Origin of the sequence: Streptomyces sp. NPDC006174 (assembly GCF_040614075.1) — a bacterium.
GTDB lineage: Bacteria > Actinomycetota > Actinomycetes > Streptomycetales > Streptomycetaceae > Streptomyces.
Map to the genome: position 1 here is coordinate 467,762 of NZ_JBEXTJ010000004.1, position 13,891 is coordinate 481,652.

Consider the following 13,891-nt stretch of genomic DNA (forward strand, 5'->3'; position numbering starts at 1 on the left):
CAATCCTTACGTTTATTCGGTCCGGGCCCTGTCCATCATCTGCCGGACCATGTCCGCGTCGATGGTGCGGGTGAGCAGATGGAGCGGCGCCGCGCCTGTCCCGCCGGCTTCCGCCGCAGCCCAGTAGGCCAGACCGGTGGCCGCGTCGACCGGGCCACGAACGAGCGGTACGTCCGTTCCGGAGGCGTGGAGCAGGGACTCCAGCCGGCAGGACGCGATGGTGCCGGGCAGCGAGGGCTGCGCGAGGTATCCGGCCACCGCGGCGGCCGGAAGGCCGTCGGCCACCTGCCGCTCCACCGTCCCGACGCTCAGCAGCCCGCCGCCCACCACCAGGACGTCCTTCGACCGGTCCATCCGGCCGAGGGCCCGCCCGGTGTCGAAGCAGTGCGGGAACGAGTCGTCGACCACCGTCGTACCGGGTTCCAGACGGTCGACGTCGAGAAGCGTGCCGCCGCCGCTGACCGCCGCGACGATCAGGCGTGCCTCGTAGACCGCGTCGGGAAGACCGCCGGCCGATTCGAGTACGTCGATCTCATCGGCCAGACCGCGTTCGCGGAGGCCTTCGGCCAGCTCCTTGAGACGCGGTCCGCTGCCCGGCACGTCGCAGAGCAGCAGCCGGGCCGGCGGGCTCGCCGCCCGGCCGAGCAGCAGCTCCAGCGACGAGGAGCCGATGGAGCCGAGCCCCACGAACGCGACGGTCAGAGACGCCAGTTCCTGCCCGGTGGCGTCGAGCGCTGCGTGGACGGTCTTGACGACGGAGACGACCGTCGCCGCATGGCCGGTGGTCACGGCCGTGGTCGCTCCGGTGGGGCCGATGGCGCGCAGGACGTCGAACCCGTAGCCGGTGAGCGACGGAATCATGCCGGCGAGGGAGACGGACCGGGCACCGAGCGACGAGGCGAGCTCCACGCCGTGCGCGGTGTGACGGAGGAGAGCGGAGTCCGCTGCCAGTTCGTCCGCGAACAGCGGGACGCACACAAAACCCGAACGTCCCAGCGGCGTGCTCAAGGTCTCCAGGAGGCGCGGGCGCCCGTCCGGGAAGAGCAGGGTGCGCAGCTCCTCACGCGGCAGCGCCGCCTCCGGCAGCCGTGCCAGCCGGGCGAGGTGGGCCGGGGACGGCAGATAGCCGATGAGCGCGGCATCCATGTCCTGCGCCCGCCCGTTCGTCACCGGGTAGCTCGCGGCGCGCCGCCGCTCCGGAACCGGCCCGGCCGCCGCGTGCGTCAACGCATCCCGTACCGCCTCCGCGAACGCGGCCAGGGCCTGCGGTGTGAACGCCGTCGCCGACGCGCGGACGGTGAGCCGCAGCCGCCCGGAGTCCAGGCCGGCCGCCAGGAACACATCCGTACCGACCGGAGGCGGCGTGTACTCGCCGCCGTCCGGACGGCCGACCGTGAGGCTCCGTCCGCTCTCCGGCCCCAGCGCGGAGAAGTCCAGGTAGGTGAAGAAGAACTGCGAGGCCAGCGGCAGCCCGTTGGGCAGGGACGGTACGGGACCTTCGTGGACCTGTGCCGCCGTCGCCTCGGCGACGACCCGCCGCAGGTCGTCCGCGAAGTCCGCGTCGGTGGTCCGCTCGGAGCCCGGACCGGCCGGCCGCAGCGGCACGGCCGTGGCATAGGGGCCGAACACCCGGTGCGCGTCCGACAGAGCGAGGTCCCTGCCGCTCACGGCGAGACCGAGCACCAGATCCTCCCGGCCGGTCGCCGCCACGAGCGCCCGGTAGTAGGCGGTCAGTACGGGAGCGTAGAGGGTGGCGCCGGTGCGGGAGGCGAGGCCGCGCAGCTGCTCCACCTGGTCGGCCTCGATCGTGAACTCGTGCGCATGGAAAGGCACATGACGGCTCGCCTCACTTACGCTTCCGCCGCTCCGGCCGCTCCCGCCGGGCTCGGCGGTTTCGGCGGTGAGAACTGGCGGCTGGTAAGAGGCGCTGAGCCGCTCCCACCGGCTCCCGTCCGCCGCCGCCTCCGCCCCTACGGCGAGCCGGACGGCGTGGTCGCGGAACGTGCTGCGCAGCGGGGCCAGGTCCGGCTCCTCACCGCTGGACAACGCGTCGTACACGGTCGTCACTTCCCGGATCAGGAGCGCCGCGCTGTAGCCGTCGCCGATGATGTGGTGCGCGTGCACCAGCAGGATGTGGTCGTCGGGCGCGAGAGTGAGCACGCGCAGGCGCAGCAGGGGCCAGGCCCAGGGTTCGAAGCGGCGCGCCCGTTCGGCGGCGGTCCTGTCGTCGACGGCGCGCGGGTCGGTGAGGGTCTCGAAGTCCACCGGCAGGCGCAGGGACGGCGGCAGCTCCTGCTGGACGGCCGGGCGTGCGCCGGCGGGAAAGACGGTGCGCAGCATGGGATGCCGTGCGACGAGGGCGTCCACCGCTTGCTGGAACCGGGCCGCGTCGAGCGGTCCGCGCAGACGCAGTCGGGTGAGCCAGGACGACGCCTCACCCGGTGCTATGGCCTCGGCCAGCAGGAAGCCTCGCTGGGTCGGCGTGAGCGGGAAGGGCGCGGGCCCGGCCCCCTCCGTCACGGCCGCGACGGGACCTGCGGCGTCCACGAATTCCGGGGCCGAGGCGGCCGTATCGACGGCTGCGGCGAGTGCGGCCAAGGTGCGGTGACGGTAGATCACGGTCGGCCGGGGGAGCGGACCGCCCTCCTTCTCCAGCCGGGCGAACACCTCCAGCACGAGCAGGGAGTCGCCGCCCAGTGCGAAGAAGTCGTCCTCACGGCACACATCGTCGGCTTGGAGCAGGACCGACCAGATCCGGGCCAGCCGGACCTCGGTCACCGTCGCGGGCGGCGTACGCAGAACATCACCGGGCGGCGTCCGCAATACATCGCCGGGCGGCGTACGGACAACATCGCCCGGCGGCGTACGGAGGACATCGCCGGAGGTCACCGCCGCGCTTCCGCCGTTCACCCGGCCGCCCGAGAAGAGTTCGAGCACCCGACGCCGGTCGATCTTGCCCGTGCCGGTCAGCGGCATCGCGTCCACCGCAGTGATGCGGGACGGCACCATGTACGACGGCAGAGTCCGCGAGAGATGGAGCCGCAGGGCCACGGCGTCCGCGCCGGACGCGCCCGGCCTCGGGGTCACGAACGCGATGAGGCGGCCCTCCTGGAGGAGTACCACGGCCTGGGTGAGGTCCGGATGGGCGCGGAGCACGGCCTCGATCTCACCGAGCTCGACCCGGTTGCCGCGCACCTTCACCTGGTCGTCCAGACGCCCGAGGAACTCCAGGCTGCCGTCCTCGGCAACCCGCGCCCGGTCGCCGCTGCGGTACCAGCGCCGCCCGCGCCGGTAGGTGAACGCGGCCTCGGTCAGGTCCGGTTCACCGAGGTAGCCCGGCGTCAGACCGGTCCCGGAGATCAGCAGCTCACCGGCTTCACCGGGCTGCCGCAGCTCTCCGTCGGGCCCGACGACCTCCACCTCCGTCCCGGCCACGGGACGGCCGATCGGCAGCCGCCGTACGTGGTCGGCGGGCCGGGTGCCGATGATGTGGCAGGTCGTGTTGATGGTGGCCTCGGTCGGCCCGTACAGGTTGGCGATGCGCTGCCCGTCGCCGAAGAGATCGAACCAGCGGCGCACATGGGCGGGCGACAGGGCCTCGCCGCCGACGTGCACCCACCGGAGAGCGGAGAGACCGGGCCGTGGTGCGCCGCGCCGTACTCGCTCCTCGGCCGCGGTGAGGAGCTGCTCCCAGAGGGTGGGTACGGAGCTCCACACGGTGATCCGGGCGCGTTCGACATGGGTCAGCAGGAGGTCCGGGTCGCGCAGGAGGTCCCGGTCCACCGTCACCACGGTCGCGCCGACGAGCAGCGGCGCGAGGAGCTGGCGGATGGAGGCGTCGAAGCAGAGCGAGGCCGTCTGAGCGAGGCGGTCGTGCTCGTCGTACCCGAAGGTGCCGATGGCCCAGGAGAGGTAGTTCTCCATCGAACGGTAGGTGATGGGTACGGCCTTGGGGCGTCCGGTGGAGCCGGAGGTGAAGATCACGTAGGCGATGGAGTCCACGTCGACAGGAGGGACGGAAACCTCGCCGTGGCCCTGCGCGGCGACCGCCGTCACGTCGACGGAGACCAGGCCGACGTCACCGAGCGCCTCGCCGACCGCGCGGGTCGCTGCGTGGCAGAGCACCGTACGGGCTCCCGAGCGGCCGAGCTGGTCCGCGAGGCGCGCGGTCGGGTGGCCGGGATCCAGCGGCACCCAGCCGGCGCCGGCGCGCAGGACGGCGACGACCGAGACGATGGCGTTGGCGCCGGGCTCGGTGAGCAGCCCGACCAGGCTTCCCGGAGTGACACCGTGGGCCACGAGCCGGGCCGCGAGGGCCTCGGAGGCACGGTCGAGTTCGGCGTACGTCAGACTGCCGGTTCTCGTGTCGACGGCGACCGCGTCCGGTGCGGCCCGGAACCGGGCGAGCAGCCGCTCCACGATCGTGGCGTACTCCGTCGCGGCGCCGGTGGCCTCCGCCAGGGCGGTCAGCTCGGCGTGGAAGTCGCGGTCCAGCCGCGCCACCGTCGCCGTGTCGAAGAGGTGGACGGGGAAGTTCCACGAGAAGCGCAGGACCGGGCCGTCCTGCCAGCACAGCAGGCTGAGGCGGGTGGCCGGCGTGCCGGTCCCGGCCGCCGTCGGCCGTACGGTCACCGGGCACCGCGCGTCGAGCGCCGCCGGGAAGCGGGCGAAGCTGAACCCGGCCGGGCTCACCGTCCGCGGCCCTGTCGCCGCCGGGTCGTCCGGCAGCAGCCGGGCCAGGTCCAGGCTGGTGGGCGCCGCATGCCGCTCGCTCTCCAGCCAGATCCGCCCGAGCCGCTCGGCCAGGACCTCGACCGGTTCGTCCGGGTCGCTCGCGCACAGCAGCGGGAGGGTGTCGGCGAGCGGTCCCACCAGCCGGTCCAGACCCGGCAGCCGGACGTCCCGCCGGGCGCGGGCGACGTTCACCGCGACCTCGCGCTGCCCGCTCCACCGGCTCAGGCACCGCACATGGACGGCGAGCAGCAGATGGAACAGGCTCACACCGTGCGCGGCGGCCCGCTGTTCCAGCGCGGCGGTCGCCTGCGCGTCGAGTGCGCTGAGGCGGGTCGCCAGAGGCGCGGCCGGAAGGGCGGCGGGATCACCGTCGTACGGCAGCCGCAGCGCCTCGCCTCGGCCGGCCAGCCGGTCCGACCAGTGGCGCAGGTCGGCGGCGAGAGCCTCGGAACCGGCCGAGGAGGACCGCTCCTCGGCGGCAGCGGCGGAGTACCGCGCGAAGTCGGTGGGCTGGTCGGGCAGTTGAGGCGCGGGGTCCTCTCCGTGGGCGAGGGCGGTGTAGAGCGACCAGAGCTCCTCGGCCAGGACGTTGAGGCTGTAGCCGTCACCGGCCGCGTGGTGGATCACCAGCACCAGATGGGCCAGGTCCGGGGTCTCGCGGGCCAGGACCGCGCGGACGGGCGGCTCGGCGGAGAGGTCGAACGGCCGGTTGCGCAGGGCGCTTTCGAGTTCCGCGATGGGACCGGGACGCTCGCGCACCTCGTACCAGTCGGCCGGAGCGGTGGCGGGCGCGACGTACTGCCGAGGCGCTCCGCCGGCCTCGCTCGCGCCGCCGTTCTCCATCCGGATCCGCAGCATGGAGTGCCGCTCGGCGAGCGCGATGAGCGCGCGGCCGAGGAGCCCGCTGTCCAGTGGCCCTGCGACGGTCTGGCGGACGTATCCGTGAGCCGGGATGTCCGGGTGGAGCCGGCTGCTGGTGTGCAGGGCCAGCTGGACCGGGGTGAGCGGGAACGGCACGCCGTCCGCGATGGGGGAGGGGGCCGTCGGCGGGGTCGGCGTGGGGTCGGCGGAAGCGTCGAGGTGGGCGGCCAGTTCGCGGACGGTCCGGTACTCGAAGAAGAGCGTGGCGGGCAGGGAGGTGCCCAGCTCCCGCTCCAGCTGCCGTACGAGGTCGACGGCGGCGAGCGAGTCCAGGCCGAGGGTGAGGAACGGCGCGTCGTCAGGAATCTCGGCAGGCGGCAGCCGCAACGCCACGGCCAGGAGGCGGCGCAGCAACGCGGCGGTATCGGCGCTGGTTTCCGTAGCAGCCTCCGCAGTCACCAGCGACCGAGACGGTCGTGCATCCGGTACGGACTCGGCCGCCGCCCCCGCTACAGGCAGCGAGGCCCCGGCAACGACCGCCGCGCCCTCCGCCGGCGGAGACGGCACCGCCAGATCGGCCAGCAGCAACTGCGCCGCATCGACCCCGCACGCCGTACGGAGTGCCGCCAGCGCGGGAGCGGTGGCCACCGGCCGGCCTCCGGTCCGCTGTACGGCCAGGGAGCCCTGCGCCGATCCGGTGCCGAGGCCCGTGGCCATGCCCGTATCGGCCAAAGCGGCGAGGTTCACGGACTGCCAGGGCCTTCCGGCCAGACGCTCCGATGCGGCGAACGCGTCGAGGAAGGCGTTGGCACCGGCGTACTCGCCCAGACCGCCCGCCAGTCCGGGCAGCAGCGCGGAGACGGACGAGAACGCGACACGGACCGCCGGATCGAGCCCGTATCGCCGCAGAGCTGCGGAGAGCAGCACAGTGCCCCGCGTCTTCGCGGCCAGGACGGCGGCGGTCTCCTCCGCGCGACGCTTCCGCAGCGTGCCGAGGCGAACGACTCCTGCCGCATGGAAGAGGCCGTCCAGACGGGGCAGTTGGGCGATGAGCGCGTCGACGTCCTGCTCGACCGAGACATCGGCCACGCGGTAGTGGACGGTGGCGCCCAGCGCCCGGAGTTCCTCGACGAGTCCTGCGGGAGGCTGCGGGGAGCGTCCGGCGAGTACGAGGGTGGGTCGGCCTCGTCCGGCCAGGTCCCGGGCGAGCGCGCCGCCGATCCCGCCGCCACCGCCGGTGATGAGGAAGGTGCCGTCGGGCGGCAACAGGGACCCGGCCGCCTCCTTGACCGCCAGAGGCGCGATCGTACGGCTGAGCCTGCGACCGGCGCGCCAGGCGACGGTGGTGGCCCCGCCCGGAGCGCCGCCGTCCGCACGCAGCTCGGCGAGCACGGAGGCCAGCCGCTGGGCCGGGGTGTCCAACGAGCAGAGGTCGACACCGGTGGCCGAGCAGCCGGGCGCCTCCGCCGGCAGAGCCAGCAGCGCGCCGCCCAGCACCGCATGGGCGGGCCGAGGCCGTTCGGACGCGGCTCCGGTGGTGTGGACGTCCTCCGTCAGCACCACCATCCGGCGCGCCCGCGTCGCGTCGAGCGCGGCGAGCGCCACGTCGAAGGCGGCCAGCGCGGCCTCCTGCGCCCGGTCGAGCGCATCGGCGCCCTCGTCCGCGTCCGGAGCGGAACCGGCCACCAGCACGACGGCATCCGGCGGCTCCTGCTCCGCGCCTGCGGTGTGCAGCCGGATGCCCTCGGCGGCCAGCTGTTCGCCGAGCCGCTCGACGGACGCGGCATCAGGACCCGTCAGCAGAACGGAACGCACCACCGCCTTGGTGGCGGCCTCGGGCAACGCGGAGTCCTCCCACAGCACCTGGTGAAGCAGAGGGCTCACCGGCGGATCGGCCCAGTACCGGCGACGCCGGAAGGGATAGGTGGGCAGCGGGACCCGGCGGTGACCGGCGTCGAGAGCGGACCGGTCGAGCGGCACACCACGCGACCACAGCCGCCCGACGGTCTCCAGGAGCGCCCGGAGCCCGTCACCGCCCGGAGCGCGGGTGTCCGCACGGCCCGGCAGAGCGGGAAGGACCAGCACACCACGAGCCCGGTCAGCTGCCGTGGCCTCGCGCGACCCATCGGCAGGTGTGCCGCCGTGACGTACTTTTTCGGCCGCCGCAGCCTCGCGCCGCTCGTCGGTAAGCGCAGGAACCGCGTCAGCTCCCTGCCCTACTCCCTCGTCCGCCGCCTCACGCGCCCCATCGCCCGTATCAGCCCCCCGACACACTCCCGCAACCGCCGCCGCCGCACGCGCCGCGCCCGACAGGATCGCCCCGTGCCCGACCTCCACGAACGTGTCGTACCCCTCCCCGGCCATCCGCTCCACCGCGGCCCCGAACAGCACCGGCCGCAGAGCGTGGTCGCGTAGGTACTCGGGGTCGAGGACCGGCTGCCACTCGCCGGTGACCGTGCTCATCAGCGGGACGGACGGGTCGTGGAGCGTGAGCGCACGGGCCGCGTCGGCGAGCCGGTCGGCGACCGGGCGCATCAGCGGTGAATGGAAGGCACGGGAGACCCGCAGACGACGTACGGGCATGCCCAGGCCATCGAGGTCGCGGCCGGCCCGCTCCACCGCACTCACGGAACCGGAGAGAACTTGAAGCCCCGGACCGTTGTACGCGGCCACGGCGAGGTCACCATCAGCCTCCGCCACCACCGCCGCGACGGCCTCCTCACTCCCACGGACGGCGACCATGGCGCCCGGATCGGTGAACGCGCCCATGAGACGGCCGCGTTCGGCCGCGAACCGTACGGCGTCCCGCAGGCTCAGCACTCCGCCGACACAGGCCGCCGCGATCTCCCCGACACTGTGTCCGGCCACCGCGTCGGGCTCCACGCCCCACTCCCGCAACTGCCGGGCGAGCGCGATCCCGGAGGCGACGAGCAGCGGCTGCGCCACCTCCGTCACGGCCTGCGCGTCACGGTCCACATCAGGGTCCACCGCCCACTCCACCAGGGACCGCCCGCACACCGGTCCGAGAAGCGCGGACGCCTCGTCGAGGGTCTCCCGGAACACCGGCGCCGTACGGTACAGCTCCCGGTCGCGCCCGGGGAACTGCGCGCCTTGCCCGGGAAAGAGGAAGACGAGCCGCGGCCGCGAACGGGCGACGCCTTCCGCGCGCGGTACGGACGCCGTGAGCCGGTCGCGCAGATCACCGTCCGCGACGACGGCGAGCCGGTAGGGACCGTCGTCCCGGGACGTGCTCGCGGTGAAGCAGACGTCACCTTCGTCCAGCTCCGGGTGGCTGCCCAGATGGGCGGCCAACCGCTCCGCAGCCTCGCGCAGTCCGTCCGCGCTGCGGGCCGACAGGGTCAGCAGACGCGGACCGCCGTCCACGCTCTCGTACGGGGCGCGGGCCGGTGCCTCCTCCAGTACGGCGTGGGCGTTGGTGCCGCCGAAGCCGAAGGCGTTGATGCCCGCCACGAGCGGCCCGGCAGAGGTCCACTCCCGGGCCTCGGTCACCACGGAGAAACCGGCGGGCACGAGGCCCGGAGAGGGCGACGCATGGTGCAACGACGCCGGAAGCGTGCGGTGGTGCAGCGCCAGCACGACCTTCGCCAGCGCGGGCAGAGCGGCCGCGTTGAGCAGATGCCCGATGTTCGTCTTCACCGAACCGAGCAGCCGCGACTCACCGTCGGCCCGTACCGGAAACGCGTGCGCGAGCGACCGCAGCTCGATCGGGTCACCGACAGCCGTGCCCGTGCCGTGCGCCTCCACATAGGTCACCGAGGCGGGATCGATCCCGGCCGCCTCGTACGCCCGGGTGATGACCTCGCGCTGCCGCAGCGGATTGGGCGCCATGAGGCTCATCGAGCGGCCGTCGTTGTTGACGGCCGTGCCGCGGACCACCGCGAGTACGGAGTCGTCGGCGGCACGGGCGGCGTCCAGACGTGTCAGGACGACGGCCGCGCCCCCCTCACCGGGGACGAAGCCGTCGGCGTCGGTACTGAAGGCGCGGCTGCGGCCGGTGGGGGAGAGGGCCTGCGCCTCCTCCAGCAGGCGGTGACCGGTGGAGGTCAGGTGGAGGTTGACCCCGCCGACCACCGCGAGATCGCACTCGCCGTCCAGGAGGCTGCGCCGCGCCAGATGCAGCGCCACCAGCCCCGACGAACAGGCCGTGTCCACGGCGAGCGCGGGACCGTCGAGGTCGAGGCACTGGGAGACGCGGGCGGCGATGAGGTTCGGCAGGTTGCCGGTGAGCGTGCCGGGCAGCGGAGCCCCGCCGGCGGCCGCACGGTCCAGCACCTCCCGGTAGCCGCTCTCTCCGACGGCCGCGAAGACGCCGACCCTGCGACCACGCCGGCGGGGCCCCGCGTATCCGGCACGTTCGAGCGCCTCATGGGCGAGTTCGAGGAAGAGCCGCGCCTGCGGATCGAGCGCGCGGGCCTCGTCCTCACCGATGCCGAAGTAGCCGGCATCGAAAACGGCGGGATCGTCGAGCAGAGCACCCCAGCGCTTCGGCGAGGCCGCAGACCGGGCCTCGGAATCGTCCCACCGCCCGTCCGGTACGACGGTGACGGCATCGTGCCCGTCGACGAGCAGCTCCCAGAACGCGTCAGGCGTATCGGCGCCGGCAAACCGGCACGCCATCCCGATGACGGCTGCGGCGGCTGCTCTGTCCTGGCGGTCATGAGGCGCGGACGCGGAAGGCACCGGCCCGGCGTCCGGAGCGGGCAAGGCCGTCAGCACATGCCCGGCCAGCGCGGCGACCGTACCGTGGTCACGGATCACCGCGGGCGGCAGGGTCAGCCCGAACGCGTCCTCCAGGGCCACGAGCACCTCCATGGCCTTGAGCGACGTTCCGCCGAGGCTGCCGAACGGCTCGTGCGGCCCGATCGACTCGACGGCACGGCCCAGCACACGCGCCCACACCTCCCGTACGACCTGTTCGGCTTCGCCCCGCGAGCGCGGAGCCTCGGCCCGTACGGAAGCGGAGGCCCCACCACCGGCCGAAACCCCACCACCTGCCTCCTGGTCGCGCGCCTCGAACCGCTCCCGCAGCCGCTGCCGTTGCAGCTTCCCGCTCGTCGTCCGGGGAAAGGCACCCGGAGGCAGCGCCAGCACCCGTACGTCGTCGTGGAGCAGCGCCTCGCGGACCCGGGCGGCGACCCGATCCAGCACCTCCGCCGCCTCGGCCGGCGGCCGGGCCCACGGGACGAAGACGACCACACGCTCGCCACCCGTCACGGGGTCGGTCGAGCCGATCACCGCAGGAGCACCGGGCGGCAGACCGGGCGTCGCCGCCGCGACCGCCTCCATGTCCGGGGCGTGGAAGGTGCGGCCGTTGAGGAAGAGCACATCCTTCTGGCGCCCGGTGACGCACAGCCGTCCGTCCCGCAGGAACCCGAGGTCGCCGGTACGCAGCCACCCGCCGGAGAACACATCGGCGCTCACACCGGGAAGGCCGTGGTAGCCGCGGGCCAGCTGAGGGCCGCGCACCAGGATGTGCCCGACCCGCCGGTCGCCGAGCTCCGCGCCGCCGTCGTCCACGATCCGTACGGCACAGCCAGCCACCGGAACCCCGACGTCCATCAGCTCGACGGCCCGCGCGCCCGCCACGGCGTCGACGGCCGCACCCCGGCTCAGCGCCTCCCGGTCCAGAACCAGCGGCTCGGCCACCTCTCCCGGCGGCGGAAACGTCACGGCCAGCGTCGCCTCCGCCAGCCCGTAGACCGGCTGGGCCGCCGCCGGATCCAGCCCGGCCGGGCGCATCCTGCGGGCGAACTCCCGCCACACCGCGGGCGCGATCGGCTCCGCACCCACCAGCATCAGCCGTACGCTCGACAGGTCCAGCCGCTCGACGACCGCGTCGGGAACCCGCCGTACGGCCAGCGCGAGCGCGAAGTTGGCCGCCGAGAGCACGGTGGCCCGGTGCCGGTCCGCCACCTCGAACCACACCTGGGGCCGCTTGGCGAACGACAGCGGCCCGATCTTCACCTGCTTGGCCCGGGCGGCCAGCGGGGCGAGGTGGGTCCCGATGAGCCCCATGTCGTGGAAGTACGGCATCCAGCTGACCACGACGTCGTCCGCACCGAGCGCCGACGCCTCCCGCATCTGCTCCAGATTGGCCAGCACCGCACGATGGGTCACCTCCACACCCTTGGGCGCACCGGTGCTGCCGGAGGAGAACTGCACAAAGGCCACGTCGTCCGGCCCGGCACCGAAGGGCTTTCGCAGCACCGGCCCTTTCCGGAGCACATCGAGCGTGAGCGCGCGTACGTCATCGGGCAGTTCACCGGCCACCGACCTGGTCGCCGCGTCCACGACGACGGGCGGCCGGCCCAGGTGCTCCCAGACCGGCAGCACACGCCGGGCGTCGGGAGCCAGCGGCACCGGGACGAGCCCGGCGGCCAGCGCGCCCCAGAACATGGGCTGGAAGTCCTCGCTGCGATCGGCGAGCAACGGCACACAGGTCCCCGGCACGACACCGGCCTCCCGGAAACCTCCGGCCACGCGCAGCGCATCGTCCAGCAGCTCGGGCAGAGCGACGGTCAACTCGCTGCCGTCACCGCGGACATGCACGACCACCTGCTCAGGAGCCTCACGGACCGCGCCCAGCAGTACATCCAGCAGTGTCATGTCGTCGTCCCCCGGGTCCGTTCTCCAAACGCGTGGCACGGCACGCGCTGAATTCTTCACGGAGGACCTCGGTCCGCTCACCGGTCACCGGCCCCCCGCTGATGATCCTAAGAACGCCCTGGCCGCAGAGGATCAACCGCCGGGAGGAGACGGCGTGGACCCTGAGTCTGACCCGGGCGCCGAGAAGGGGTACGACAACACCGGATGGCACGGACGCACCCTCACACGGAAGGCCCCGCCCGTGCCACTCGGCTACCTATTCACCGCTCGCCGGCCCGGCCTGCTGCACCACCTCGAAGGACCACACGGTGGACCCGCTCGCCGCCGGCTTGGGACGCTCGCCACCTTCGGCGCCCCCACCGCCCTGGTGCGCGGCCTTCATCGGGCCCTCCATCCAGGCCTGGAAGGAGGCCTCGTCACGCCAGCGCGTGTAGACGAGGTAGTTGTCCGTGCCCTCGACGGGCCGGAGGAGCTCGAACCACTCGAACCCGTCGGAGTTCTCGACGGCATGGGCCCGGGACGCGAAGCGCTTCTCCAGCACCTCGCGCTGTTCCTGGGGGACGGTCAGCACATTGATCTTGACTACGCTCATGACCTCATCCTGCCGTACGGCCTCCGACGGGAAGAGCGGCGGCCCCGCCGCGCACGCGAACGATCCGGACCGCACGAGCCGGCTCGTGGCATCACGCCTCCGTGACGGCCTGCCGGTGCGAGAGGACGATCCGGCGCCGGGTCGGGTCGACGTCCAGGATCCTGACCGGCAGGAGGTCACCGACCCGGACAGCGATATCCGTGCCGTCCAGCTGCCCCTCCCGCAGCTCGGACATGTGTACCAGCCCCTCGAACCCGTTCGCCGCCTCCTCCACGCGGACGAGCACACCGAGAGGCAGCAGCTTGGTCACGGGTCCGACGACCGTCCGACCGATCTGTCCGGTCAACAGCCGCATCGGATCCTCGTGCAGGGCCTTGAGCGACAGCGACACGCGTTCGGGCAGGAGCTCGACGCCGAGGATCTCGGCGTCGACCTTCTCACCGACGGAGACGACGTCGGACGGGTGGTCGAAGGAGCGCCACGACAGCTCGGGGATGTTGATCATCGCCTCGAAACCTCCGATGTCGGCGAAGGTGACGCCGAAGTCGGCGATGCGGGTCACCGTTCCGCTGACGATCCGGCCGGGACGCAGCGTACGGAGGAGGGCCCAGTGCCGGTCCGCCGGCGCCGGCTCGGTCCGCCACCGGGCCCGTACGACCCCGTCGGCATCGGGCATGACGGCGGTGAACAACGGAACGCGCTCGTCGGCTGCCGAGGACAGGAGACATACGGCGGCGGCACCGGACATCCGGTCGGCGAGCCCGGTGAACGTCTCCTCGTCGGCGTGCGCACTCCGAACAGGACCGTCCTCCACGTCCTGCCACACGCACTCCACCGTGTCGTCGGCCGCGAAGGCGCTCAGGACGGCGTCCACGTCGGACGACAGATCGGGCCACACGGCGAGCCGGGCGCGCGGCGCGATCCGGGTCCGTACCGCTGCGACACCGTCCCGGGAGAGGCGGTGCCAACGCGAGGCGCCTTCGGTGCCCGAGTCCGCCGCGAAGGGCCGCGACCGCCAGGAGGTAGGCCGCCCCGACCTCACCGTGGCCGCTGAGGGTGTCCTCCGGGCCGGTGTAG

The 13,891-nt window shown here is 73.4% G+C and carries 3 protein-coding genes; all 3 read right to left on the reverse strand.

Features of this window, described 5'->3' with window-relative positions:
• Window positions 1–12: 12 nt before the first annotated feature.
• Window positions 13–12,222, reverse strand: coding sequence for an amino acid adenylation domain-containing protein (locus ABZ267_RS12205; protein WP_356754988.1), 12,210 nt, complete (start codon window positions 12,220–12,222; stop codon window positions 13–15).
• Between the two features lie 256 nt (window positions 12,223–12,478).
• On the reverse strand, window positions 12,479–12,814 hold the full coding sequence (locus ABZ267_RS12210; RefSeq protein ID WP_356754986.1) for an antibiotic biosynthesis monooxygenase: 336 nt from the start codon (window positions 12,812–12,814) through the stop codon (window positions 12,479–12,481).
• A gap of 91 nt (window positions 12,815–12,905) precedes the next feature.
• The gene (locus ABZ267_RS12215; protein ID WP_356754984.1) at window positions 12,906–13,856 is read right to left on the reverse strand and encodes a S1 RNA-binding domain-containing protein; all 951 of its coding nucleotides are present in this window, start codon (window positions 13,854–13,856) and stop codon (window positions 12,906–12,908) included.
• Window positions 13,857–13,891: the final 35 nt, after the last annotated feature.

What these genes read in the sequence shown, in the direction of transcription:
- ABZ267_RS12210 (WP_356754986.1), bottom strand. Translation starts at nt 12,814, where the DNA reads ATGAGCGTAGTCAAGATCAATGTGCTGACCGTCCCCCAGGAACAGCGC.
- ABZ267_RS12205 (WP_356754988.1), bottom strand. Translation starts at nt 12,222, where the DNA reads ATGACACTGCTGGATGTACTGCTGGGCGCGGTCCGTGAGGCTCCTGAG.